This window comes from Blautia luti (genome assembly GCF_033096465.1).
GTDB classification, from domain to species: Bacteria; Bacillota; Clostridia; order Lachnospirales; family Lachnospiraceae; genus Blautia_A; species Blautia_A luti.
The window spans coordinates 3,331,599-3,357,135 of the sequence record NZ_AP028156.1 but is presented as its reverse complement, the minus strand read 5'-3'; the positions used below and the strand labels follow the sequence as shown (position 1 = coordinate 3,357,135).

The 25,537-nt window shown below is 43.7% G+C and carries 20 protein-coding genes, 1 pseudogene and 1 other annotated feature; of the genes and pseudogenes, 17 read left to right on the top strand and 4 right to left on the bottom strand.

The window, feature by feature from the left end; all coding sequences use genetic code 11:
* Positions 1-8: 8 nt before the first annotated feature.
* Positions 9-773 carry an SGNH/GDSL hydrolase family protein gene (locus R8695_RS15540; protein WP_243139426.1) on the top strand — a complete coding sequence of 255 codons (765 nt, stop codon included), beginning with the start codon at positions 9-11 and terminating at the stop codon, positions 771-773.
* A 2-nt stretch (positions 774-775) separates the two neighbouring features.
* Here the strand turns inward: R8695_RS15540 and R8695_RS15535 are convergent, their stop codons facing one another.
* Positions 776-1,873 (bottom strand): FAD:protein FMN transferase, encoded by a 1,098-nt coding sequence (locus R8695_RS15535; RefSeq protein ID WP_154779499.1) that lies wholly within the window; start codon positions 1,871-1,873, stop codon positions 776-778.
* Between the two features lie 121 nt (positions 1,874-1,994).
* Here R8695_RS15535 and R8695_RS15530 point away from each other — a divergent pair, with 121 nt between their 5' ends.
* The 9 genes from R8695_RS15530 to R8695_RS15490 all read left to right on the top strand — a co-directional run bounded on the left by R8695_RS15530 (position 1,995) and on the right by R8695_RS15490 (position 16,149).
* Positions 1,995-2,177, top strand: coding sequence for a DUF6472 family protein (locus tag R8695_RS15530; protein ID WP_117674964.1), 183 nt, complete (start codon positions 1,995-1,997; stop codon positions 2,175-2,177).
* A gap of 128 nt (positions 2,178-2,305) precedes the next feature.
* Positions 2,306-2,935 carry a uracil phosphoribosyltransferase gene (gene upp, locus R8695_RS15525; protein WP_118509148.1) on the top strand — a complete coding sequence of 210 codons (630 nt, stop codon included), beginning with the start codon at positions 2,306-2,308 and terminating at the stop codon, positions 2,933-2,935.
* A gap of 130 nt (positions 2,936-3,065) precedes the next feature.
* Positions 3,066-3,200, top strand: a sequence feature (ribosomal protein L10 leader region).
* Between the two features lie 41 nt (positions 3,201-3,241).
* The gene (gene rplJ, locus R8695_RS15520) at positions 3,242-3,745 is read left to right on the top strand and encodes a 50S ribosomal protein L10 (protein WP_118509149.1); all 504 of its coding nucleotides are present in this window, start codon (positions 3,242-3,244) and stop codon (positions 3,743-3,745) included.
* A gap of 66 nt (positions 3,746-3,811) precedes the next feature.
* Positions 3,812-4,186 carry a 50S ribosomal protein L7/L12 gene (gene rplL / locus R8695_RS15515; protein WP_019163102.1) on the top strand — a complete coding sequence of 125 codons (375 nt, stop codon included), beginning with the start codon at positions 3,812-3,814 and terminating at the stop codon, positions 4,184-4,186.
* A gap of 314 nt (positions 4,187-4,500) precedes the next feature.
* The gene (rpoB, locus tag R8695_RS15510; RefSeq protein WP_154779500.1) at positions 4,501-8,364 is read left to right on the top strand and encodes a DNA-directed RNA polymerase subunit beta; all 3,864 of its coding nucleotides are present in this window, start codon (positions 4,501-4,503) and stop codon (positions 8,362-8,364) included.
* A gap of 17 nt (positions 8,365-8,381) precedes the next feature.
* Entirely contained in the window at positions 8,382-12,119 is a 3,738-nt protein-coding gene (rpoC, locus tag R8695_RS15505) for a DNA-directed RNA polymerase subunit beta' (RefSeq protein WP_154779501.1), read from the top strand.
* A 201-nt stretch (positions 12,120-12,320) separates the two neighbouring features.
* Positions 12,321-14,111, top strand: coding sequence for a serine/threonine-protein kinase (locus tag R8695_RS15500; protein ID WP_317676173.1), 1,791 nt, complete (start codon positions 12,321-12,323; stop codon positions 14,109-14,111).
* Entirely contained in the window at positions 14,095-14,916 is an 822-nt protein-coding gene (locus R8695_RS15495; RefSeq protein WP_118509153.1) for a PP2C family protein-serine/threonine phosphatase, read from the top strand. Before R8695_RS15500 ends, R8695_RS15495 begins: the two co-directional genes overlap by 17 nt.
* 6 nt (positions 14,917-14,922) lie before the next feature.
* Positions 14,923-16,149 (top strand): hypothetical protein, encoded by a 1,227-nt coding sequence (locus R8695_RS15490; protein ID WP_118509154.1) that lies wholly within the window; start codon positions 14,923-14,925, stop codon positions 16,147-16,149.
* 121 nt (positions 16,150-16,270) lie between these two features.
* Here the strand turns inward: R8695_RS15490 and R8695_RS15485 are convergent, their stop codons facing one another.
* Together R8695_RS15485 and R8695_RS15480 are read right to left on the bottom strand one after the other, a co-directional pair.
* Positions 16,271-17,362 carry a serine hydrolase gene (locus tag R8695_RS15485; protein WP_118509155.1) on the bottom strand — a complete coding sequence of 364 codons (1,092 nt, stop codon included), beginning with the start codon at positions 17,360-17,362 and terminating at the stop codon, positions 16,271-16,273.
* A 78-nt stretch (positions 17,363-17,440) separates the two neighbouring features.
* Positions 17,441-18,442: an N-acetylmuramoyl-L-alanine amidase gene (locus R8695_RS15480; RefSeq protein ID WP_154779503.1), complete on the bottom strand. Its 1,002-nt coding sequence runs from the start codon at positions 18,440-18,442 to the stop codon at positions 17,441-17,443.
* Between the two features lie 290 nt (positions 18,443-18,732).
* Here R8695_RS15480 and rpsL point away from each other — a divergent pair, with 290 nt between their 5' ends.
* From rpsL to tuf, 4 genes are all read left to right on the top strand, one after another.
* Entirely contained in the window at positions 18,733-19,149 is a 417-nt protein-coding gene (gene rpsL / locus R8695_RS15475) for a 30S ribosomal protein S12 (RefSeq protein WP_008705161.1), read from the top strand.
* A gap of 224 nt (positions 19,150-19,373) precedes the next feature.
* Positions 19,374-19,844 (top strand): 30S ribosomal protein S7, encoded by a 471-nt coding sequence (gene rpsG, locus R8695_RS15470; protein ID WP_020993199.1) that lies wholly within the window; start codon positions 19,374-19,376, stop codon positions 19,842-19,844.
* Between the two features lie 17 nt (positions 19,845-19,861).
* Positions 19,862-21,982 (top strand): elongation factor G, encoded by a 2,121-nt coding sequence (fusA, locus tag R8695_RS15465; RefSeq protein ID WP_154779504.1) that lies wholly within the window; start codon positions 19,862-19,864, stop codon positions 21,980-21,982.
* 272 nt (positions 21,983-22,254) lie between these two features.
* Complete coding sequence (gene tuf, locus R8695_RS15460; protein ID WP_118509158.1) at positions 22,255-23,448, top strand: elongation factor Tu; 1,194 nt, start codon at positions 22,255-22,257, stop codon at positions 23,446-23,448.
* A gap of 202 nt (positions 23,449-23,650) precedes the next feature.
* Here tuf and R8695_RS15455 read toward each other — a convergent pair whose 3' ends face one another.
* Positions 23,651-23,869: a hypothetical protein gene (locus R8695_RS15455; RefSeq protein ID WP_205730788.1), complete on the bottom strand. Its 219-nt coding sequence runs from the start codon at positions 23,867-23,869 to the stop codon at positions 23,651-23,653.
* A 132-nt stretch (positions 23,870-24,001) separates the two neighbouring features.
* Here R8695_RS15455 and R8695_RS15450 point away from each other — a divergent pair.
* The 3 genes and pseudogenes from R8695_RS15450 to R8695_RS15440 form a co-directional block, all read left to right on the top strand.
* A pseudogene (locus R8695_RS15450) lies at positions 24,002-24,646 on the top strand (AAA family ATPase); the annotation flags it as partial.
* Positions 24,647-24,761: 115 nt separating this feature from the next.
* Positions 24,762-24,995 (top strand): complexin-2, encoded by a 234-nt coding sequence (locus R8695_RS15445; protein ID WP_330412578.1) that lies wholly within the window; start codon positions 24,762-24,764, stop codon positions 24,993-24,995.
* Positions 24,996-25,144: 149 nt separating this feature from the next.
* Positions 25,145-25,372, top strand: coding sequence for a DUF5348 domain-containing protein (locus R8695_RS15440; protein WP_118411115.1), 228 nt, complete (start codon positions 25,145-25,147; stop codon positions 25,370-25,372).
* Positions 25,373-25,537 lie beyond the last annotated feature (165 nt).

Genomic DNA, 25,537 nt, shown 5'->3' with positions numbered 1-25,537 from the left:
AAGGCAATATGGGAAGATATAAAATCAGAAAAACAGTTTTGGCAGCAGGTCTTGCCGTGATCTGTATGTTCTCGAATGTCTGTGGTGCAGAAACAGCGGGACCACCCAGACCGGCTGCATTAACCGTGACGCCGTCTCCCACGCCTGGGCTGACAGTAACGCCGACATCGACTCCAACCCCGGAACCAACGGTGACACCTGCGGCAGACACTTCGGATCCGGCATCACAGGGAACGCTGACCAAGCCGGATCATCCCGACACTGTTGAAGCAGATAAACGGATTTTCATCGGTGATTCCAGAACAGAAGGCCTTCGCGATGCAGTGCAGGATGACAGTATCTGGTCCTGCCTTTCTTCTATGGGATATGACTGGATGGTTTCTACAGGTGTTCCCCAGGTAGAGGACGAGATCGGAGATAACACTGCAGTGATCATCCTGATGGGCGTAAATGACCTGTATCATGTAAATTCCTACATCAGCTATATCAATGCCAAGGCTGCAGAATGGTCTGCCAAAGGAGCCCAGACCTATTTTGTATCTGTAGGTCCGGTACAGAACGACCCCTATGCCAGCAACGCGGAAATTGAGAGCTTCAATGCGTCCATGCAGGCGAATTTAAGCGGTGTTACTTATATAGATATCTATTCCCATCTGGTAACAGAGGGATTTTCAACCCTGGATGGAACACACTATCCGGACAGTGTATCTGTGGATATTTATAATTATATTCTGGATCACCTGGAAGAACAGAGAAGCGGAATCTGGGGATGAGATCAATCAGTTTCCGTAACCGTAATTTTCTTCTGGAAATCTTTCGTATAATGAATCTCATAATCAGAAGTTACAAAAAACGCCTGAACATTATCCAGAGATTCTGCCAATTTCATTCCATCTTCAAGCCCAAGTGCAAAGCAGGTAGTACTTAATGCGTCTCCATCTACGGACTCATCAGAAATGATCGTAACTGCGATCAATCCATTATCATAAGGATATCCCGTTCTGGGGTTCAGCAGATGGTGATACAAAGTTCCATCCTGCTCAAAGCACCTCTCATAAACTCCCGAAGAAACCACGGACTTATCTTTAATATCCATAACTGCGATCGTCTCACTTCGATCCGCAAAAGGTTTTTGAATCCCGATCTTAAAAGAAGAATCATCCGGTTTCCCACCAATACAGAGGACATTTCCGCCAAGATTAATGATGGCACTCTTTACACCCTGGGAGATCAGATAGTCTTTCAGGCGGTCTGCAATATACCCTTTTGCGATCGCGCCAAGCTCAATGGCAGTATCTTCCGTTTTTAATATAACTTCGTTATTATCACTGACAGAAACATTATGATAATCACATTTCGTCAACGCCTTCTGGATCAACCTATCCTCCGGCACCTGCGGATCTTCGGCAGTGAAATCCCACAGAGAAGTCAGCGGTTCGATGGCAATGTCAAAAGCCCCCTCCGACAATTCTGAATAATAAAGTCCCTTCCTGATCAATTCCGCCAGAGGATCCGATATCTGAAAAGTGTCCTCAGTTCCAGCTACAGGTGTAAGTTCCCTGTGATTTAACTGATACAGTTCACTGTCACTTGCAGTACGGCTGAAAATTTTTTCATACTTATCGCACAGGTTCATACATTCCGTCAGCAGCTCCCGGTCCTGGGAATCATAGATGGTAACAGTAACGGCGGTATTCAATTTGATCGCAGTAGCAGAAACAGGTTCCTGTGATCCTGCATCAGAATTTTCAGCAGTATTTGCTTTCAGAGAACATCCGGAAAAAGCAGCCGAAGATAGCAGCAGAGATGCGGCAAATATGGAAAAAGTACAGCGTTTTATTATTTTTTTTATAGATATATGATATAATGTCATAAATGTAACCTCGTTTTATAAAACTAGAGTGCCAGGTCTCTAAATGAAAATGATTTATCACTATAAGAATAAAATATAGTATATCAGAAAAGATAGAACTTGAACAGGAGGAACCCAGACGATGTCCGATGCAGTAAACTGCGAATATTGTGTAAACTACAGCTACGATGACGATTACGAATGCTATACCTGCGAGGTGAATCTCGATGAGGACGAGATGGTGAAATTTATCACCGGAAATTTCCACCAGTGCCCATATTTTAAAATGGGCGACGAATATCGTATCGTGCGTAAACAGATGTAAAAATTATAAAAATTTTCCCTTTTGTAAAATGCGGTTATGCATTATAATAGGATAACAGTGCAATCGGTACAACTATCAGGTGTGCCGGAGAGCGTGACAAATATTCAACTGAGAGAGGAAACGAAACAATGGAAAACGTTTATATCATGGATCACCCGCTGATCCAGCACAAGATTTCTATGCTGAGAAACAAGAATACAGGAACAAATGAATTCCGTAAACTGGTAGAAGAGATCGGAATTCTTATGGGATACGAAGCCCTGAGAGATCTTCCTGTAGAAGATGTAGAAGTAGAAACTCCGATCGAAACCTGTATGACTCCGATGATCTCAGGAAAGAAACTGGCAGTTGTTCCGGTTCTCCGTGCAGGTCTTGGAATGGTAAACAGCATCCTTACACTTGTACCGTCAGCAAAAGTAGGTCATGTAGGACTCTATCGTGATCCTGTAACACATGAACCGCACGAATACTACTGCAAACTTCCGGAATCCATTGATGAACGTATTGCAGTCATCGTAGACCCGATGCTTGCAACCGGCGGTTCCGCAGAAGCAGCTATTGACTTCGTCAAAAAACAGGGCGGCAAGAACATCAAATTTATGTGTATTATTGCAGCTCCTGAAGGACTTAAACGTCTCCACGAAGCACACCCGGATGTACAGATTTACTGCGGTCACCTTGACCGTGAATTAAACGACCACGCCTACATCTGCCCGGGACTTGGGGATGCAGGAGACAGAATTTTCGGTACAAAGTAATTTGGAAACTTTGAAAATATACAGGAATATGACATCTGAAAAAGTGGCAGAAGCAGGCAGCGAAGCGGATTGCGAATATCCTTTTGAATAAAAAGTAAAAAATACTTGACAAGCATATCTTTGTGTGCTATTCTATATCAGAACGCTGCCGAAGACAGTAGGTGCCGTAAGGCATAAGTTGCAAACGCCTACCGAGGACTAAGTATTCTTTATGGAAGATTACGCAAGCCTTACTGTCATGCAGTAAGGCTTTTTCTTTACTCATTTGCAGCGGTATACAAAATCTATAAGGAGGTGTACCATTTCATGGCAAAAGTAGAACTTAAACAACCGATCGTAGAAGAAATCATCAACAACGTGAAAGATGCAGAATCTGTAGTACTTGTTAACTACAGCGGTCTTACAGTTGAACAGGATACTGCTTTACGTAAGGAATTAAGAGAAGCTGGTGTTCAGTATAAAGTATACAAGAACACAATGATGCATCGTGCATTCGAAGGTACTCAGTGCGAAGAACTTATCCAGCACTTACATGGAACAAACGCTCTGGCAATTTCTGCTACAGACGCAACTGCTCCTGCAAGAATCCTTGATAAATTCGCAAAGAAGAACCCGGCTTTAGAGTTGATCGCAGGTGTCGTTGAAGGAAACTACAACGATCAGGCAGGTATTCAGGCACTGGCTGGAATCCCGTCCAGAGAAGAACTTCTTGGCAAACTGCTTGGAAGCATCCAGTCTCCGATTACAAACTTCGCTCGTGTGCTTAATCAGATCGCTGAGAAAAACGGCTCTGAAGCAGCAGCTGAATAATTATTATTAACGCCTCAGGGCGCAAAAAGAACGAATCTAAAATATATTATATGGAGGGAAATTAAAATGGCAAAATTAACAACAGAAGAATTTATTGCAGCAATCAAAGAATTATCTGTATTAGAATTAAACGACTTAGTAAAAGCTTGTGAAGAAGAATTTGGTGTATCCGCAGCAGCAGGTGTTGTAGTAGCAGCAGCTGGAGCAGCTGGAGAAGCAGCTGAAGAAAAAGATGAGTTCGACGTAGAACTTGCAGAAGTTGGACCAAACAAAGTTAAAGTTATCAAAGTTGTTCGTGAAGTAACTGGCTTAGGTCTTAAAGAAGCTAAAGAAATGGTTGACGGAGCTCCTAAGGTTGTTAAAGAAGGCGCATCCAAAGCAGAAGCTGAAGACATCAAGACAAAACTTGAAGCTGAAGGCGCTAAGGTTAACCTTAAATAATTATCTTTCTATTATATATAGAAAAATTGCGAGCAGGAATGTCATTGGCGTTCCTGCTTTTTTTGAGACAATCAGAGATACCGGCATGGTAAATAGGTATTGGATCAATACGTATTTACCATGCCGGTACAGACAGAATATTTTGCATAAGAAACAATAAAAATAATTTAAAAAATATCAAAAAAGTGATTGACAGGTACAATTTGCTGTGCTATAGTGAAGAATGCTATATTATGGCAAGATGTGCCTTTATGTCTTTGACAAAAAGGGTCAAGTTATAATAAATTTAAAGAAAAAACAGGGGTGAAACGTCAATGGAAAAAAACAGAATTCGTTCTGTAAAAACTGGAAAAAGCATGCGTATGAGCTACCAGAGACAAGAAGAAGTCCTGGAAATGCCGAACCTGATCGAAGTCCAGAGAGATTCTTACAAATGGTTTCTTGATGAAGGACTGAGGGAAGTCTTTGATGACATTTCTCCGATCGCAGATTACGGCGGAAAGCTCAGTCTGGAATTCATCGACTTTACATTTGACGAGAAAGATGCGAAATACAATATCGAACAGTGTAAAGAACGTGACGCAACTTACGCCGCACCTTTGAAGGTTCGAGTGAGACTGATTAATAAAGAAACAGAGGAAATCAACGAACACGAGATTTTCATGGGAGATTTACCTATTATGACAGTTACCGGTACCTTTGTCATCAATGGTGCTGAGCGTGTAATTGTCAGCCAGTTAGTACGTTCCCCTGGAATCTATTACGCGATTGCGCATGATAAACTTGGTAAGAGACTGTTCTCCAGTACTGTTATCCCGAACAGAGGTGCATGGCTGGAATATGAGACAGACTCCAATGATGTTTTCTATGTACGTGTGGACAGAACAAGAAAGGTTCCGATCACTGTTCTGATCCGTGCACTTGGTGTAGGAAGCAATGCTGAGATCATTGATCTCTTCGGCGAAGAGCCAAAGATCCTTGCAAGTTTTACAAAGGATACATCCACTAACTATCAGGAAGGTCTTCTTGAATTATACAAGAAAATCCGTCCGGGTGAGCCACTTGCAGTTGAGAGTGCGGAGAGCCTGATCAACGCAATGTTCTTTGACCCGAGAAGATATGACCTTGCGAAAGTTGGACGTTATAAATTCAACAAGAAACTCCACCTCAACAGAAGAATCGTTGGCCATAAACTGGCTGAGGATGTTGTTGATGCTTCTACAGGCGAGATCCTGGCAGAAGAGGGAACTGTTGTAACCAAAGAAATGGCAAATACCATCCAGAACAGCGCCGTTCCATATGTATGGATCCTCGGCGAGGAAGACCGCAGAATCAAGGTTCTTTCCAACTTAATGGTTGACATCCGCCACTATCTCCCAGAGATCGAAGATCCGAAGAGCATCGGTGTTACAGAATTAGTATACTACCCTGTTCTCGAAAACATTCTGGAAGAAAATGACACATTAGAAGACAGAATCGCAGCAATCCACAGAGATATCCACGATCTGATTCCGAAGCATATTACAAAAGAAGACATCTTTGCTTCTATCAACTACAATATGCATCTGGAATATGGCCTTGGTAATGCCGATGATATCGACCACCTGGGCAACCGTCGTATCCGTGCGGTAGGCGAGCTGCTTCAGAACCAGTACAGAATCGGTCTTTCCAGACTGGAGCGTGTGGTTCGTGAAAGAATGACAACTCAGGACACAGAGAACATTTCTCCGCAGTCCCTGATCAATATCAAACCTGTAACTGCAGCAGTGAAAGAGTTCTTCGGTTCTTCCCAGCTGTCACAGTTCATGGATCAGAACAACCCTCTTGGTGAGCTGACCCACAAGAGACGTCTTTCCGCCCTGGGACCTGGTGGTCTGTCACGAGACAGAGCCGGATTCGAGGTTCGAGATGTCCACTATTCACATTACGGAAGAATGTGCCCTGTTGAGACCCCTGAAGGTCCTAACATCGGTCTGATCAACTCTCTTGCATCCTATGCGAGAATCAATCAGTACGGATTTATCGAGGCACCATACCGTAAGATCGATAAAACAGATCCTAAGAATCCTCGTGTAACAGATGAAGTTGTATATATGACCGCAGATGAAGAGGATAATTACCATGTAGCACAGGCCAACGAGCCTCTGGACGAAGAAGGACACTTCATTCATAAGAATGTATCCGGTCGTTTCCGTGAAGAGACTCAGGAGTATGAGCGTCATATGTTTGATTACATGGACGTATCTCCTCGTATGGTATTCTCTGTTGCTACAGCACTGATTCCGTTCCTTCAGAACGACGATGCTAACCGTGCGCTGATGGGATCTAACATGCAGCGTCAGGCCGTACCGCTTCTTACAACAGAAGCTCCTGTAGTTGGTACAGGTATGGAAGTTAAGACAGCAGTCGACTCCGGTGTCTGCGTAGTTGCAAAGAAAGCCGGTACTGTACTTCGTTCCACATCTACAGACATCAGCATCAAGAACGACGATGGAACAAAAGATGATTACCATCTGACCAAATATTTAAGAAGTAACCAGAGCAACTGCTACAATCAGAAGCCAATCGTATTCCAGGGTGAGCACGTAGAGGCAGGACAGGTTATCGCAGATGGTCCTTCTACAGCAAACGGAGAACTTGCCCTTGGTAAGAACCCACTGATCGGATTCATGACCTGGGAAGGTTACAACTACGAGGATGCTGTACTTCTTAGTGAGAGACTTGTTATGGACGATGTTTATACATCTGTTCATATTGAAGAATATGAGGCAGAAGCCCGTGATACCAAACTTGGACCGGAAGAGATTACACGTGACGTTCCTGGTGTCGGCGACGACGCACTGAAGGATCTGGATGAGCGTGGTATCATCCGTATCGGTGCAGAAGTACGTGCCGGTGATATCCTTGTTGGTAAAGTTACTCCTAAGGGAGAGACAGAGCTTACTGCAGAAGAGAGACTTCTTCGTGCAATCTTCGGTGAGAAAGCACGTGAAGTTCGTGATACTTCTCTGAAAGTACCACACGGTGAATACGGTATTGTCGTAGATGCCAAGGTATTTACAAGAGAGAATGGCGATGAGATGTCCCCTGGTGTAAACCAGTCCGTACGTATCTACATCGCACAGAAGAGAAAGATTTCCGTTGGTGATAAGATGGCCGGACGTCACGGTAACAAAGGTGTTGTTTCCCGTGTACTTCCTGTTGAAGATATGCCATTCCTTCCGAACGGACGTCCGCTTGATATCGTGCTGAACCCTCTGGGTGTGCCTTCCCGAATGAATATCGGACAGGTTCTGGAGATTCACTTAAGCCTTGCAGCGAAAGCACTTGGATTCAACGTTGCAACTCCTATTTTCCAGGGCGCCAACGAGCATGATATCCAGGATACACTGGAACTTGCAAACGACTATGTAAACACAGAAGACTTTGAAGAGTTCCGTGAGAAATACAAAGACATTTTAGCACCTGATGTAATGCAGTATCTGGATGAGAATAAAGCTCACAGAGCATTGTGGAAAGGCGTTCCGATCTCCAGAGATGGTAAAGTACGCCTTCGTGACGGACGTACAGGTGAATACTTCGACAGCCCTGTAACAATCGGTCACATGCACTATCTGAAACTGCATCATCTGGTTGATGATAAGATCCATGCACGTTCTACAGGTCCTTACTCTCTGGTAACACAGCAGCCTCTGGGTGGTAAAGCTCAGTTCGGTGGACAGCGTTTTGGTGAGATGGAGGTTTGGGCACTGGAAGCATACGGCGCATCCTACACACTGCAGGAAATCCTGACAGTGAAATCCGATGATGTTGTTGGTCGTGTGAAGACATACGAAGCGATCATCAAGGGTGACAATATTCCTGAGCCGGGTATTCCGGAATCCTTCAAGGTTCTCTTAAAAGAGCTTCAGTCTCTTGGTCTGGATGTGAAGGTACTCAAGGATGACAATACAGAAGTACATCTTCTTGAATCTGTAGATTACGGCGATACAGATCTTCGTTCTGTTATCGAAGGAGATTCCAGAAGACATCACGACAGAGAAGAAGACTACGGCAAACACGGCTATACAAAGCAGGAGTTTGACGGAGAAGAACTCGTTGATATTGACGAGGACGAAGATGAGGATGACGACTTCATTGAGCTGGATGAAGCTCTTGAAGACGATGACGAAGAGTAAGAAAGGGGAAAGAATACATGGCAGAAACAACTAACGCCAATGAAACATATCAGCCAATGACTTTCGATGCCATCAAAATCGGACTGGCGTCCCCTGAGAAAATCAGAGAGTGGTCAAGAGGCGAGGTTTTAAAACCTGAGACCATCAACTACCGTACCTTGAAACCGGAGAAAGACGGACTTTTCTGTGAAAAGATCTTTGGACCGAGTAAGGACTGGGAGTGCCACTGTGGAAAGTACAAAAAGATTCGCTATAAAGGCGTTGTCTGCGACAGATGTGGTGTAGAAGTTACCAAATCCTCTGTACGTAGAGAGCGTATGGGACATATCGAGCTGGCTGCTCCGGTATCCCACATCTGGTATTTCAAAGGAATTCCGTCCCGTATGGGTCTGATCCTTGACATTTCTCCGAGAACTCTGGAGAAAGTCCTTTACTTTGCAAACTATATTGTACTGGATCCGGCTAATTCCGGACTCCAGTACAAACAGGTACTTACAGAGAGAGAATATCAGGATGCCCGTGAGGCTTATGGATATGATTTCCGTGTAGGTATGGGTGCAGAATCCATCAAGGAACTTCTTGAGGCAATTGATCTTGAGAAAGATTCTGCAGAACTGAAGAAAGAATTAAAAGATGCTACAGGTCAGAAACGTGCAAGAATCATCAAACGTCTGGAAGTTGTAGAATCTTTCCGTGAGTCAGGAAACCGTCCTGAGTGGATGATCATGACAGTTATCCCTGTCATTCCGCCGGATCTGCGTCCTATGGTTCAGCTGGATGGTGGACGTTTCGCAACATCTGACTTAAATGATCTTTACAGAAGAATCATCAACCGTAACAACCGTCTGAAGAGACTTCTGGAATTAGGTGCACCGGATATCATCGTTCGTAACGAGAAACGTATGCTTCAGGAAGCAGTTGATGCCCTGATCGACAACGGTCGTCGTGGACGTCCTGTAACAGGTCCTGGAAACAGAGCCCTGAAATCCCTTTCCGATATGCTGAAAGGTAAATCCGGACGTTTCCGTCAGAACCTTCTTGGTAAACGAGTTGACTATTCCGGACGTTCCGTTATCGTCGTAGGACCGGAACTTAAGATTTACCAGTGTGGTCTTCCGAAAGAGATGGCGATCGAGCTGTTCAAACCTTTCGTTATGAAAGAACTTGTTGCCAACGGAACTTCACACAACATTAAGAACGCTAAGAAAATGGTAGAGAAACTGGAGCCGGCTGTATGGGATGTTCTCGAAGATGTTATCAAAGAACATCCGGTTATGCTGAACCGTGCACCTACACTGCACCGTCTTGGTATCCAGGCATTCGAACCGATTCTTGTAGAAGGTAAAGCGATCAAACTGCATCCGCTTGTTTGTACCGCGTTCAACGCCGACTTTGATGGTGATCAGATGGCCGTACATCTTCCGCTTTCACAGGAAGCTCAGGCAGAGTGCCGTTTCCTTCTGTTATCACCGAACAACCTGCTGAAACCTTCTGATGGTGGACCTGTAGCTGTTCCTTCACAGGATATGGTACTTGGTATCTACTATCTGACTCAGGAGAGACCTGGAAACAAGGGTGAAGGCAAGTTCTTCAAGAGCGTAAACGAAGCAATCCTTGCTTATGAAAATAAAGTAATCACACTGCAGTCCAAGATCAAAGTTCGCTGCAGCAAGACAATGCCGGACGGCTCCGTTCTGACCGGTAACGTAGAATCTACACTTGGACGTTTCCTGTTCAACGAAATCCTTCCTCAGGATCTTGGTTTCGTAGACAGAAGCATTCCTGGAAATGAACTTCTCCTTGAAGTTGACTTCCTGGTAGCTAAGAAACAGCTGAAACAGATTCTTGAAAAAGTTATCAATACTCACGGTGCTACAAAGACTGCTGAGGTTCTTGACTCTATCAAGGCTACAGGTTACAAGTATTCCACACGTGCTGCCATGACTGTTGCCATTGCCGATATGACCGTTCCGCCGCAGAAACCGGAAATGATCAAACAGGCTCAGGATACAGTAGACCTTATTACAAAGAACTACAAACGTGGTCTTATCACTGAAGAAGAGCGTTACAAAGAAGTTGTTGATACATGGAAGAAGACTGACGATGAGCTGACACATGCTCTTCTGTCCGGACTTGATAAATACAACAACATCTTCATGATGGCTGACTCCGGTGCCCGTGGTTCCGATAAACAGATCAAACAGCTTGCAGGTATGCGAGGACTGATGGCCGATACAACCGGTCACACCATCGAGCTGCCTATCAAGTCAAACTTCCGTGAAGGTCTTGATGTACTGGAATACTTCATGTCTGCCCATGGAGCTCGAAAAGGTATGTCCGATACCGCTCTTCGTACAGCCGATTCAGGTTACCTGACAAGACGTATGGTTGACGTTTCCCAGGATCTGATCGTACGTGAGACAGATTGCTGTGAGAACAGAGATGAAATCTCAGGTATGTATGTAGAAGGCTTCGTAGACGGTAAAGAAGAGATCGAAGGACTTCAGGAACGTATCACAGGCCGTTTCGCCTGCGAGACAATTAAGAATAAAGATGGCGAAGTTATAGTAAAAGCTAACCATATGATCACACCGAAGCGTGCAGCCCGCATTATGAAAGAGGGCGTTGACAACGTAACAGGTGGATCCATCGAGAGAGTTAAGATCCGTACAATCCTTACATGTAAGTGTAAAGTTGGTATCTGTGCGAAATGTTACGGTGCGAACCTTGCAACTGGTGAAGCAGTTCAGGTTGGTGAGTCTGTCGGTATCATCGCTGCTCAGTCTATCGGTGAGCCAGGTACACAGCTTACCATGCGTACCTTCCATAGTGGTGGTGTTGCCGGTGGAGATATCACACAGGGTCTTCCTCGTGTCGAGGAGCTTTTCGAGGCAAGAAAGCCGAAAGGTCTTGCCATCATCACAGAAATCCCTGGTGTTGCTGTTATCAATGACACTAAGAAGAAACGTGAAGTTATCGTTACAGATCAGGAGACAGGTGAGTCCAAGACTTATCTTATCCCATACGGTTCCCGTATCAAGATCACTGACGGACAGGTTCTTGAAGCCGGTGATGAGCTTACAGAAGGTAGCGTAAATCCGCACGATATCCTGAGAATCAAGGGTGTACGTGCAGTTCAGGATTACATGATCCGTGAAGTACAGCGTGTATACCGTCTCCAGGGTGTTGAGATCAGTGATAAGCATATCGAAGTTATCGTTCGCCAGATGCTGAAGAAGATCCGTATCGAAGATAACGGAGATACAGAATTCCTTCCGGGAACATTGGTTGATTTCCTTGAATATGAGGATGTTAACGAGCAGATGGAAAAAGAAGGCAAACAGCCTGCAGAAGGAAAACAGGTTATGCTTGGTATCACCAAGGCATCCCTTGCTACCAACTCCTTCCTGTCAGCCGCTTCCTTCCAGGAAACAACCAAGGTTCTGACAGAAGCTGCTATCAAGGGTAAAGTCGATCCGCTGATCGGTCTGAAAGAGAACGTAATCATCGGTAAACTGATTCCGGCTGGTACTGGTATGAAACGCTACAGCGAAGTAAGACTGGATACTACAATGCCTGAACCACATCATGAGTTAGAGGAAGCAGAAGAGCTTCAGGACGAAGAACTGAAGGATGAAGAACTTATCACAATGGAAGAAGAACTTCCGGAAGATGAGGAATTCGATGTTGAGGAATCTGACGTTGAGGAAGATTCTGCTGAAACAGAACAGGAAGAGTCCGAAGATAACGAATAATTATATGAAGATGCAGATTTCTCAGGAAGTCTGCATCTTTTTTTGTCAAAATATATCGACAGGAAACTAACATCAGATCCTGCAGGAAAGTATGATATATGGAAGAAAATGTAAAAAAGAAAAATACAAAGAAACCTATCTTTTCTGTTATAATTTCAGTATAATAAGAAAAATATAAAGAAACAAAAAAGGAGGTGCAGCATGGACAAGGAACTGCCGGTTTCCGCATGGCCGGAGTGGAAGATTATTGAGAAGATCGGCGAAGGCTCTTTCGGCAAGGTTTATAAAGCGCAGCGCACAGAACGGGGAAAATCTTTCTATTCAGCAATTAAGATCATCAATATTCCCGGAAGCCAGAGCGAACTGAACAGTGTACGGTCTGAAACCGGAGATGACCAGGCAGCCAGACAGTATTTCCAGAATCTGGTAGAAGAATGTATCCAGGAAATCAGCACCATGGAGTATTTCCGCGGAAATTCCTACATTGTATCCGTAGAGGACTTCAAGGTAATGGAATATCTGGATGCCATCGGATGGGAAATTTCCATACGTATGGAATATCTTACTAGTTTTATGGACTGCTGCGCGGAGAAACAGCTCACTGAGAATGAAGTGATACAGCTTGGCCTGGACTTAAGTAAGGCTCTGGAATACTGCAGGAAGCTGAATATTATTCACCGGGATATTAAACCGGAGAATATTTTTGTGTCCAGATTCGGAGATTTCAAGCTGGGAGACTTCGACATTGCCCGGGAACTGGAACGCACTATGAGTGGTTTTTCGAAAAAGGGTACTTATTCTTATATGGCACCTGAGATGTATAAAGGTGAGAAATATGACAGCGGAGTGGATATTTATTCACTGGGTATTGTACTATATAAGCTTATGAACCATAACAGACTACCTTTTATGAATCTGGAGAAACAGTTTATCACTTACAGGGATAAAGAGAATGCGCTGACCAGACGAATGTCCGGGGAACAGATGGAACCTCCGGCAGAGGCAGGCAGACTGTTTGCACAGATCATCCTGAAGGCGTGCGCCTTTGATCCGGCCAAACGATACCAGACTCCTGAGGAATTTTACAGGGATCTGGATGATCTGAAACACGGCAGAATGACCGGAAGGGCTCAGAAGACTTCAGAAATTAAACAGAAAGATCGTCCAGCTCCGACATCTTCAGGAGAGACGGAGCCGAAATCCAGGAGTCAGGCATATAAGACGGCTACAGTACAGCCGAAACAGGTACATCCGGCAGAAACGGTTAAAGTTTCACAGCCAGTTCAGCAGTCGGTTTCACAGAAGGACAGAGAACAGAATATTGCACAGTCTGCCAGAATCATGGCAGCCAGAAGACGCCGCAGAAAGAAAGAGAAGATGTTGAGAAGAGCCCTGGTTGCGGCAGTGGTGGGACTTGCAGTTCTGATAGCAGGAGGACTTTATATCAGAATCAGCATGCATAATTCTTCCGATGCTCCGGGAAACAGTCTGGTAGATATTCTGGACAATGACAAATATGGCATTGACAAAGGAGATTCCAAGGATTTCACAACAGCGATCGAGAACATTAAAGACCGAGCCACAACTATCACGGATGATCTGGACAGTTATGACTGGGTAGGGTCAGAAGGCACAGTGCTCAGATACCTGAAACGTGTAAAGACAGTTGAGAATGCAGATGGAAATCTGGATATAGAGAGTCAGTGTATGAAAGCGCTGATCTATCCGGCAGAGTCCGGTGAGAAGAAGTATGAAGAGTATTTCTACTGGGATGAGAAGCTGTTTTTCGCATATATTTGGTATGACGAAACAGCAGAGTATTATTATTATGATGACGGTGAGCTGATCCGCTGGATCGATGCCAATGGAACATGTCACGATAATGAAACTGATAATGACGAATATGTAAAGCGCGGTGAGAAATACTGGAATAATTCACTGAAAGCATTGAAGGGAGAGGGAACGAAAACAGAAGATGGCATATCAGATTGAGTATGCCTATACCTGCCATATGGGCAGGGTACGGGCAAACAATGAGGATAATTTCTGGTGCTGCGGTGAGCTTCTTCCTGCAGAAAATCATGGAACCCAGGGAATCCGGTCGGAAACCATTTCCGGAAACAGAACACCTGCGCTGGCAGTATTTGACGGTATGGGCGGAGAGAGCTGCGGAGAAATGGCAGCATTCGTGGCTTCCCGGGAATTTGGGAAATACTACAGTGCCAATAAACGCACACTGAGAGATGTACCGGAAGATTTTATCCAGGGTGTGTGTAAAAGCATGAACAAGGCAGTGTGTGGTTACAGTGAGGAGAATCATATCCAGAGTATGGGGACAACTCTGGCGATGACGCTGTTTACCCCGGAATCCATGTTTGTATGCAATCTGGGAGACAGCCGGATCTATTTTTCTGACGGGGAGCATTTCAGACAGGTATCTACGGATCATGTCCTGGGAAGAAATCTTCTGGGAAAAGCTCCGCTGACACAGTATCTGGGAGTGCCGGAAGAACAGCAGATTCTGGAACCATCCATCCAGGAAATTGAACATAAAGAGGGATATCGATATCTTATGTGTTCAGATGGAGTGACAGATATGCTCTCGGACGGTGAGATCGCAGATATACTTGCCAGGGAAATTCCACTGGCAGATATTGTGGAACTTCTTCTGGAACGTGCATTGCAGAAAGGCGGACGGGATAATGTAACAATCGTCCTGTGTGAAGTGCAGAAACAGGATTCAGGAAGAAGACTGAAAACCTGGCTGAAAGGACTTAAGGACAAAAATGAGAGGTGATGCAGCATGAAAAATCGTATGCAGGATCTGGATTTTGAACAGACAGTGGCATTTGATAAGGTACAGGACTATGAATTTACCAGAAAGGCGGCACAGAGATTCCGGCAGGTAGTAAGTTTGGACAGCTTCGAGGATGAAGATGCTGACGTGATCTTTCACTATCTGTATAAAGAAATGACGCTGGTTTCTTTTGGTGATCATCTGAAACGTTACATATACGAAAGAGCGGAACTGGAGGAACCTTTCTCTGAGGTTCCACAGGAAGTATATAAAGATATCATTCTGGATTCTTTCAAAGAAACCTATACGCCGAAGTCCATGAATCCTACATCTACGAAGCTGTCGGCTCTTGTAAATAACTGGCTGAACCAGGCATCTGTAAAAAGAGAGACAGTCTTTCTGCTGGGTTTCGGACTGAAGATGACTGCAGAAGATGTTTCAGATTTCCTTACCAGAGTCCTGAAAGAGCAGGATTTCGATTTCCATAATCCGGCAGAAGTAATTTACTGGTACTGTTACAGTAATCAGTTTGGATACTATAAAGCAGAGGAACTGAAGAAGAAATATGAGAAGCTGGAACCTGTACAGATGGACAGTTCCCAGGTACTGTGCAGCAATGATCTCTGCCTGGATACAGAAGAGAAGCTGCTGAAATTTCTGGCCAGATTAAAGGCGAAAAGGGATGATCCCATGTCAGAGCGAAGCCAGGCATTTCGGGAATTTGACAGGCTGCTGTACCATGCGAAACAGATCATTGCCGGCTTATATCAGCATGATGAAGAGGAAAAAGGCGGGGATAAAGTGTGGACAGCAGAGAAGATCACACCCTCTGATGTGGAAAAAGTGATCTGCAGCGGAATTCCTATCAACAAGATGGGAAATCTGAAAAAGATGTCAGCGTCTATCCTTGCGAAACATTTCAGCCAGAAGCGTTTCAGCAGACAGAGGATTACCAATATTCTCAGTCACAAGCTTCCTGTGGAACGTTTTGACCTGATCACACTGGAATTTTTTATTGTATCCCAGGAGATGGAAGATGATGATCCATTTAACAGGTATAAACATTTCCTGACTGAAATACAGGAGATCCTGCTGAAGTGCGGCATGGGAGAAATCTATATTGTAAATCCCTATGAGTGCTTTCTGCTCATGTGCCTGCTGACAGACTGTCCGCTGGCAGTTTTTTCGGAAATATGGGAAAAATCCTATGAAGAAACAGAAGAAACCGAATAAATATTGAGTAAATTATGAATCTACGTCTGATAAAGAGAATAAAAAAGCCAGTCTGTGGAAAAAATAACTACAGACTGGCTTTCTTTTGACCGGAATCTCTCAGAAAAATTTCTGCCGTATCCTATTCATTGTAGTAACCGTAGATCGCACGGGCATCTGTTGCGATAGTATTCTGGGCTGTGGCGGTGTCGTTCAGATCCTGAGACATGAAGCAGATGACCAGATCAATACCCTTGGCTGTATCGAAGATAATGGCTGCATCGTTTTCTACAGTGTCCAGTTCACCGGTTTTATTGGCTGTGTGTACGCCATCCGGCATCTGGGCAGGAATCTTGTTTTTGCGCTGCTGCATTTTTAACTGATAATACATGGCTTCCGCATTCGGAAGCGTGGAATCAGAAATAGTGCCATTAACGATCTGATAAATTTCTTTTAAAAATGTACCACAGTCTTTGGCAGAAGTATAGTTATCGCCGTTTTCACTGCTGGCGAGCAGCAGACGGTTCATCTGTGTGCTGGTGAAACCATGTGCCTGGCAGAACTGGTTGACAACGGACATACCTGCGGCATCATCTCCATTACCCAGCCAGTTCACCAGAGTATTGGCTGCATCGTTATCACTTACTGTGATCATGGCAGAAATATTGCTGTCCAGGGTATCGGCACTGTGGGACTGGGCAAGAGAGTCATAATTTTCATATACAGCTCCCATGATATACAGCTTGATCAGGCTGGCTGCCTGCATCGGGGTATCGTTGACAGTTCCGTCGGAGTCTTTCAACAGATTGCACACATATACAGACCAGGTACCGTTATCCTGAGGAAGAAGAGTCTGCACCTGGTTCAGGAGGGCGTCCATACTGGAGTCTGTGTTATCTGTAAAGGTTGTATTGCTGGAAGGAGAAAGAGTACCTTCTTCCTGAGAAGTACCGGAGCTTTCTGATTCGTCAGCAGAATTCTGAGCAGCAGATGCCTGCTGTGCGGCTTCCTGTTCCTTCAGCTGATTCAGCTGATCAGCCTGACTGATCAGAGTGTTGGAAGTAGTGGAAATGTCTTCCACTGTATCTGAGAGAGTCTGTACTTTCTGCTGTAAGGAAACAAGATGGCTGAGAGACAGGAATGAAAGAGCTCCCAGGCCGATAACTGCGATCGTCAATACTGCGATCACAACATATAAAAAGACAGGTTTTTTGGACTGGTTATTTTCGGACATTAAAATTTTCCTTTCATAATTAGACGATTAAACGGATAATATAATTAAACGGCTGGTATCCGTCTGGATTGAGCTGAATTAACTGGCTGCAAAATAAGTGTCAATGCCATTGACAATTCCTGTTACCATTGTCTGTTGGAATTCCGGGTTGTTCATCTTGGTATCATCGTTTTCATTGGTCATAAATCCCATTTCCAGAATGGTGACGGGAACTGTACTCCAGTTGATCCCGGTCATATTGTCGTAATACTGGACGCCAAGATTCTGAAATCCTGTAGCTGCGCAATAGGAATCCAGGATATCCTGGGATAATTTGGCAGAGGGTTCGGAAAGCTGGGCAACATAAGGATTACTGGGAGATGGACACATAGTCAGGGCACCGGATGTGGTGTGGGAATCATCACCATTTGCATGAATGCGGACATAGATTTCGGCTCCCTGGGCGGCTATATACTGTGCACGTTCCATATTGCTGATGGCTGTGTCATTGTCTGTTCTTGTCATAACCACCTGATAACCTTTCGCTTCCAGTGCATCTTTTAATAGAAGGGAAATTTCCAGATTCAGTTCATATTCAGGAACTCCTGTGTAAGATCCCTGGGTGCCGGTGGAGCATTTGGCCTTCATTTCAGAGGAACCGGGGCCATTAGGTTCCAGAGCACTCATATCTACATTCTCACTCTGATGCCCCGGATCGATTCCCACGATGTGGCCCAGACCGGATGAAGTGGCACTGGAATCACTGAATACAGAAGTATTTTCTTCGTTGAACACGGATGGTTTGGAAGAACTTTCGGCAGAGACTTCTGCTTTCTCCTTGGTATCTTTCTGAGAAAGATTTTTCTCTTTCTGTTTCAGGCGGTCAATATTGGACTGTGCCTGATCCACAGCGCTGGTATATTTTTCCTGTGCTTCGTGTATTTCAGACTGTTTGGCAGTAATCTGCTCTGATACAGCGTCTACATCTTTTTCTGTGGAAATGATCTGCCTGTATGTACTCCAGGAAAAGAAAAAGAGGGAGACAATGCACAGAAGCCCTGTCAGAAACACAAGAACTGTCATTATGTTCGGTTTCTTCATAGATGATCCTTTCTGCATATGATAGTGTTGGTATTTATCTTTGAATGTTATTATAATGAAGTGATCCGGAAAATGCAATTACGTATCCTGACCAAAATATCCAATAAATAAAAACGTTGAAAAATTAAGGCAAATTTCCTGTAAAATCCCTTGACAGCAGGAGATTTGCAGGATATAATAAGCAAGCGTGCAAAAGGAACGTTTAATTTTTTTGCGCGTAATTACACGAATAGCAACCGCAAGGCCCCATAGAAAAATCTATGGAGAAATAAATCGGGAGGTGAAATGGAATGCCAACATTCAACCAGTTAGTAAGAAAAGGACGCCAGACATCTGTAAAGAAATCTACAGCTCCGGCTCTCCAGAAAACATTCAACTCTTTAAGAAAGAAAGCAGTTGAACAGTCTGCACCACAGAAACGTGGCGTTTGTACAGCAGTTAAGACTGCAACTCCTAAGAAGCCTAACTCAGCTCTTAGAAAAATCGCCAGAGTTCGTCTTTCCAACGGAATCGAAGTAACAAGCTACATCCCAGGAGAAGGTCACAACCTTCAGGAGCATAGCGTTGTTCTTATCCGTGGTGGAAGGGTTAAGGACTTACCTGGTACAAGATACCACATCATCAGAGGTACTCTTGATACTGCAGGTGTTGCTAACAGAAAACAGGCCCGTTCTAAATACGGCGCTAAGAGACCGAAAAAGAAATAATTCTAAAAAGGTTTCATAAGAATTTTAAGAGCTGATCCTATTGTTTAGGACAGCAGGAATTAATCAATCGAAAATTCACGGAAGACTAGAACTATGAATTTGTACGGTATTCCATATACCCTGCCGGTTGCGGGTTAAATATAGGACCTTACCAGTGCGAACATGCAATAGTTATCTGCGTGAGTACCGATGATTTAATCACAATGATTAAGGAGGGAAGTAACGTGCCACGTAAAGGACATACTCAGAAAAGAGACGTTCTGGCAGATCCAATGTACAACAATAAAGTGGTTACCAAACTTATCAATAACATCATGTTAGACGGTAAGAAAGGTGTAGCACAGAAAATTGTTTACGGTGCATTCGCCAGAATCGAAGAAAAAGCTGGTAAACCAGCACTTGAAGTTTTCGAAGAGGCTATGAACAACATCATGCCACTTCTCGAAGTAAAAGCTAGACGTATCGGTGGTGCTACTTATCAGGTTCCGATCGAGGTAAGAGCAGACAGACGTCAGGCACTGGCTCTTCGCTGGTTAACAATGTTCTCTCGTAAAAGAGGCGAGAAAACAATGGAAGAAAGACTTGCAAATGAGCTTTTAGATGCAATGAACAACACAGGTGCATCCGTTAAGAGAAAAGAAGACATGCACAAGATGGCTGAGGCAAATAAAGCATTTGCTCACTATCGCTTCTAATATAGGAGGAAAATCCATTGGCTAAAGAGGGAAGAGAATATCCATTAGAGCGTACCAGAAATATTGGTATTATGGCTCATATCGATGCGGGTAAAACAACTCTTACAGAACGTATCCTGTATTACACAGGTGTCAACTATAAGATTGGTGATACTCATGAAGGTACTGCTACCATGGACTGGATGGAACAGGAGCAGGAGAGAGGTATCACAATCACTTCAGCGGCTACAACATGTCACTGGACTCTGGAAGAGAACTGCAAACCGAAGCCAGGTGCTCTGGAACATCGTATCAACATCATTGATACCCCAGGTCACGTTGACTTCACAGTAGAAGTTGAACGTTCTCTTCGTGTACTTGACGGTGCTGTCGGCGTTTTCTGTGCTAAGGGTGGTGTTGAACCGCAGTCTGAAAACGTATGGCGTCAGGCCGACACTTACAATGTACCACGTATGGCATTCATCAACAAGATGGATATCCTTGGTGCAAACTTCTACGGTGCAGTAGAGCAGATCAAGACTCGTCTTGGTAAAAACGCAATCTGCTTACAGCTGCCAATCGGAAAAGAAGATGATTTCAAAGGAATCATTGACTTATTCGAAATGAAAGCTTACATCTACAACGATGAAAAAGGTGATGACATCTCCATCGTTGACATTCCTGAAGACATGAAGGAAGATGCTGAGCTTTATCATACAGAGCTCATTGAGAAAATCTGTGAGCTTGATGACGACTTAATGATGGAATATCTTGAAGGTGAAGAACCAACTGTTGAGAAACTGAAAGCAACATTAAGAAAAGCTACATGCGAGTGTACTGCTGTTCCGGTTTGCTGTGGTTCTGCTTACAGAAACAAAGGTGTTCAGAAACTTCTTGATGCTATCCTTGAGTATATGCCGGCTCCTACAGATATTCCTCCAATTCAGGGAACTGATCTGGACGGTAACGAAGTAGTGAGACATTCTTCTGATGAAGAACCATTCTCAGCTCTGGCATTTAAGATTATGACAGACCCATTCGTTGGTAAACTTGCATATTTCCGTGTATACTCCGGTACAATGAATTCCGGTTCTTATGTACTTAACGCTACTAAGGACAAGAAAGAACGTGTTGGACGTATTCTTCAGATGCATGCTAACAAACGTATGGAACTTGATAAAGTATATTCCGGTGATATCGCTGCAGCTATCGGATTCAAATTCACAACAACTGGTGATACAATCTGTGACGAGCAGCATCCGGTAATCCTGGAGTCCATGGAATTCCCAGAACCAGTTATCGAGCTGGCTATCGAGCCTAAGACTAAAGCTGGACAGGGTAAACTTGGTGAAGCTCTTGCAAAACTTGCAGAAGAAGACCCGACATTCCGTGCACATACAGATCAGGAAACAGGACAGACCATTATCGCTGGTATGGGTGAGCTTCATCTGGATATCATCGTTGACCGTCTCCTTCGTGAATTCAAGGTAGAGGCTAACGTAGGTGCTCCTCAGGTTGCTTACAAAGAAACAATCACCAAATCTGTTGATATCGACAGCAAATATGCGAAACAGTCTGGTGGTCGTGGACAGTATGGTCACTGTAAAGTTAAATTCGAGCCTATGGATGCCAACGGAGAAGAACTGTACAAGTTCGAATCCACAGTTGTTGGTGGTGCTATTCCGAAGGAATACATCCCTGCAGTTGGCGAAGGTATCGAAGAGGCTATGAAAGCTGGTATCCTTGGTGGATTCCCGGTAGTTGGTGTATATGCTAATGTATACGATGGTTCTTACCATGAAGTCGACTCTTCTGAAATGGCATTCCACATTGCAGGTTCTCTTGCATTCAAGGATGCTATGCAGAAAGCAGCTCCGGTTCTTCTTGAGCCAATCATGAAGGTCGAAGTTACTACACCAGAAGATTACATGGGTGACGTTATTGGTGATATCAACTCCCGTCGTGGACGTATCGAGGGTATGGAAGATATCGGCGGTGGTAAGATGATCCGCGGATATGTACCGCTTTCCGAAATGTTCGGATATGCTACAGACCTTCGTTCCAGAACACAGGGACGTGGTAACTACTCTATGTTCTTTGAGAAATATGAGCAGGTTCCGAAGTCTGTACAGGAAAAGATCCTTTCTAAGAAAGACTGATAATTATTGATCATCTGCAGTCTGCCGGTGTTTAAAGCCGGCAGGGTGTAGGAGATATAAAGTTACTGTTCACTATGTTCTCAGTAATGTGTGGACTGTAATGATACAACAATTGATAATGATACACTGTTTATAGTGTGAAACTTATCAAATTGTATAAAATGCTTGCAAATATTCTGATTATGCAATATAATCAAGGATAGCAAGTTTAAAACCGAAAAGATGCTCTATAATAATATAAGAGCCAATTGTTTTAAGGAGGACGTTTTAAAATGGCAAAAGCTAAGTTTGAGAGAACAAAACCGCATTGTAACATTGGTACCATTGGACACGTTGACCATGGTAAAACAACTTTAACAGCTGCAATCACAAAAGTTCTGGCTGAGAGAGTTGCTGGAAACGTAGTAGAAAACTTTGAAGATATCGATAAAGCTCCAGAAGAAAGAGAGCGTGGTATCACAATTTCTACAGCTCACGTTGAGTATCAGACAGAGAAGAGACATTATGCACATGTTGACTGCCCAGGACATGCTGACTACGTTAAGAACATGATCACAGGTGCAGCTCAGATGGATGGTGCTATCCTTGTTGTAGCAGCTACAGATGGTGTTATGGCTCAGACAAAAGAGCACGTTCTTCTTGCTCGTCAGGTAGGTGTTCCTTACATCGTTGTATTCATGAACAAATGTGATATGGTTGATGACGAAGAACTTCTTGAACTGGTTGAGATGGAGATTCGTGAACTTCTTTCCGAGTATGATTTCCCAGGAGATGATATCCCGGTAATCAAAGGTTCTGCTCTTAAAGCTCTTGAAGACCCGAACGGTGAGTGGGGCGACAGAATCATGGATCTTATGGATGCTGTTGACAGCTATATCCCAGATCCACAGCGTGATACAGACAAACCATTCGTAATGCCTGTAGAGGACGTATTCTCTATCACAGGTCGTGGTACAGTTGCTACTGGTAGAGTAGAAGCTGGTGTTCTTCATGTATCTGATGAAGTTGAAATCGTTGGTATCAAAGAAGAAACTCGTAAAGTAGTTGTAACTGGTATCGAGATGTTCCGTAAACTCCTTGATGAAGCTCAGGCTGGTGATAACATCGGTGCACTTCTTCGTGGTGTTCAGAGAAACGAAATCGAGCGTGGACAGGTTCTTGCTAAACCAGGAACACTTACATGCCATACAAAATTCACAGCTCAGGTTTACGTTCTGACAAAAGATGAAGGTGGACGTCATACTCCATTCTTCAACAACTATCGTCCACAGTTCTACTTCAGAACAACAGACGTAACAGGTGTTTGCAACCTTCCAGAAGGAACAGAAATGTGTATGCCTGGAGATAACATCGAAATGACAATCGAACTGATCCACCCAATCGCTATGAGCCAGGGTCTTACTTTCGCTATCCGTGAAGGTGGACGTACTGTTGGATCAGGACGTGTTGCTACAATCATCGAATAATTTTAGCATAACATCTTAAATTATATATATTGAGTACCGCAAGGTACATGTGTCCAAACGTAAGATACCCCGGAACCGCAAGGTTTCCGGGGTTTTTCTGTTGGGTAAAAAGTTTAAAATAAGGCTGTAAAGAATAGCGAATAAATTAAAAACAGGCAGGTATGGGAAGAAAATGAAAATCTTCGCATATCTGCCTGTGATACTATTTCTGTTCGTTATTGGAAAATTTTTGTGCTAAAAGTTCATCTCGTTTACGGATTCGTGTCTCAAAATCCAGTTCTTCAATTTCTTTATGGGTGACAGGTTTGGAAGTGTAGTATGCCAACGTCTGCTTTTTCCACATATCAAACATATCTTTGCCTGTGAAATAAGATTCCAGGCTTTCTCTGTTCTCCTGCAGATCAGCAAGAAAATTACACATATCTGCGTTTAAAGAATGTTCCGGATCATTTCCATAAAAGCGAAGTCCGGCATACCATTTCTGTGTTTTTGTTTCTATATCACCGGGAAATTTATTATTTATATCCAGTTCATACCAGAGTTCATTGGATTCATGATTGATGAGAGAATGGAATCTGCTATCAAACAGACTGGTGCGAGAGTGCTTATTTTAGATCCGATTCAGGCATACCTTGGAGGAACAATGGATATGAACCGGGCAAATGAAGCAAGGGATATGACAAAAAGATTGAGCTTGCTGGCAGAAAAGTATAAATGTGCAATTTTATTAATCGGACATATGAATAAAGCTGGTGGAAATAAAGCTGTATATAGAGGAAGGGGTTCGATTGACTTTTTTGCAGTAGCCAGAAGCGTATTACTGGTAGGAAGAATAGAGGGAGAACCGGACTTAAGAGCAGTGGTTCAGATTAAAAATAATCTGGCTGCATTTGGACATTCCAAAGCATTTCGCCTGACAGAAACCGGATTTGAGTGGATAGGTGACTATGAAATCACAGCAGATGAGGTGCTTGGTGGAATTGCTCCAAAGGTAAATAAACTGGAACAGGCAAAAAAGATGCTGAGGGAACTGGCAGAAACATCAACTTCTGTGCAAAGCAGTGAAATCTTTGATATGGCAGAAGATTTGAATATTTCTAAAAGAACACTGGAAAATGCAAAAAAGGAACTTGGAATTAAGGCAAGACGAATCGGTAATTCATGGTATTGGGATTTAAATAAAGTTAAGCCGGAATAAATTAAGGGTGCAACATTGCAGAGTATATAGAAAATGCGGAATTAAAATGCAAGGTTGCAATCTGTAAAGACATTGCAGTGTTGCGTCCTTACATAAATTGTAAGAAGGTGAGAACTTGAAAAACGTTATGATTCCAGAGGAGTTATTTGGAAAGATTATAAAATATCATTTACTGGATCAGGAACAGGAAGCAGATGATATAAGAAAAGGTTTGGAGAAAAAGCTGGATGCAATGGTAAATCGTGAGGTATACAGTAAATCCAAAACTGCACCAACAGAAGAAGAACGGGAAAAGTTCCGGCAGGAGTATCTGGATAGAAAAGGAATGCAAGAGAGCTTTCGATGGTAACAGTTCTTGTTGACTACATTTTTACAGGAGCGTGTCACGCCCCTGTGAGAAGTAAACAAGAAGAAAGTGGTAAGGCGCATACGGAAAGCTGAGGCTGGACGGTGAGGTTGCTGTAAATTTGATAGTTGTGAAGAAGGGAGAACGATTCGATGAAGCAGGGAAGATTAGGATATAACAGTAGCAATGACAGATATGGGTTATTAGCGTCGGACTTATGGATTGATACGGGATTTCACTGTGGAGAAGGTCTTGAGGTGCTGGTTGATGATAAGTGGGTACGGACAAGAATGGAGATGAATCCGGCAAGAGAATGGTATCTGGTGGGAACACCATATTGCGGAGATCTGGAATATGTACAGGTAAGAATACCGGAATAATTTGATTGGATAGCCCCCGGCAGGGCGCAAGGGTACTTTTGATGGACGGTACGGCTGTCGAAAGTGCTTTTGCGTTACTTTTGACAAAAGTAACAAAACCGCCGTATCCGGCGAAAATTTTTTAATATCGCCATGACTGGCGTAAATAAAAATTATGTGCTATCT

What these genes read in the sequence shown, in the direction of transcription:
- R8695_RS15490 (WP_118509154.1), top strand. Translation starts at nt 14,923, where the DNA reads ATGAAAAATCGTATGCAGGATCTGGATTTTGAACAGACAGTGGCATTT.
- rpoC (WP_154779501.1), top strand. Translation starts at nt 8,382, where the DNA reads ATGGCAGAAACAACTAACGCCAATGAAACATATCAGCCAATGACTTTC.
- rplJ (WP_118509149.1), top strand. Translation starts at nt 3,242, where the DNA reads ATGGCAAAAGTAGAACTTAAACAACCGATCGTAGAAGAAATCATCAAC.
- R8695_RS15455 (WP_205730788.1), bottom strand. Translation starts at nt 23,869, where the DNA reads ATGTGTAATTTTCTTGCTGATCTGCAGGAGAACAGAGAAAGCCTGGAA.
- R8695_RS15485 (WP_118509155.1), bottom strand. Translation starts at nt 17,362, where the DNA reads ATGTCCGAAAATAACCAGTCCAAAAAACCTGTCTTTTTATATGTTGTG.
- upp (WP_118509148.1), top strand. Translation starts at nt 2,306, where the DNA reads ATGGAAAACGTTTATATCATGGATCACCCGCTGATCCAGCACAAGATT.
- R8695_RS15495 (WP_118509153.1), top strand. Translation starts at nt 14,095, where the DNA reads ATGGCATATCAGATTGAGTATGCCTATACCTGCCATATGGGCAGGGTA.
- R8695_RS15500 (WP_317676173.1), top strand. Translation starts at nt 12,321, where the DNA reads ATGGACAAGGAACTGCCGGTTTCCGCATGGCCGGAGTGGAAGATTATT.
- R8695_RS15535 (WP_154779499.1), bottom strand. Translation starts at nt 1,873, where the DNA reads ATGACATTATATCATATATCTATAAAAAAAATAATAAAACGCTGTACT.
- rplL (WP_019163102.1), top strand. Translation starts at nt 3,812, where the DNA reads ATGGCAAAATTAACAACAGAAGAATTTATTGCAGCAATCAAAGAATTA.
- R8695_RS15440 (WP_118411115.1), top strand. Translation starts at nt 25,145, where the DNA reads ATGAAGCAGGGAAGATTAGGATATAACAGTAGCAATGACAGATATGGG.
- rpoB (WP_154779500.1), top strand. Translation starts at nt 4,501, where the DNA reads ATGGAAAAAAACAGAATTCGTTCTGTAAAAACTGGAAAAAGCATGCGT.
- R8695_RS15480 (WP_154779503.1), bottom strand. Translation starts at nt 18,442, where the DNA reads ATGAAGAAACCGAACATAATGACAGTTCTTGTGTTTCTGACAGGGCTT.
- R8695_RS15530 (WP_117674964.1), top strand. Translation starts at nt 1,995, where the DNA reads ATGTCCGATGCAGTAAACTGCGAATATTGTGTAAACTACAGCTACGAT.
- rpsL (WP_008705161.1), top strand. Translation starts at nt 18,733, where the DNA reads ATGCCAACATTCAACCAGTTAGTAAGAAAAGGACGCCAGACATCTGTA.
- R8695_RS15540 (WP_243139426.1), top strand. Translation starts at nt 9, where the DNA reads ATGGGAAGATATAAAATCAGAAAAACAGTTTTGGCAGCAGGTCTTGCC.
- tuf (WP_118509158.1), top strand. Translation starts at nt 22,255, where the DNA reads ATGGCAAAAGCTAAGTTTGAGAGAACAAAACCGCATTGTAACATTGGT.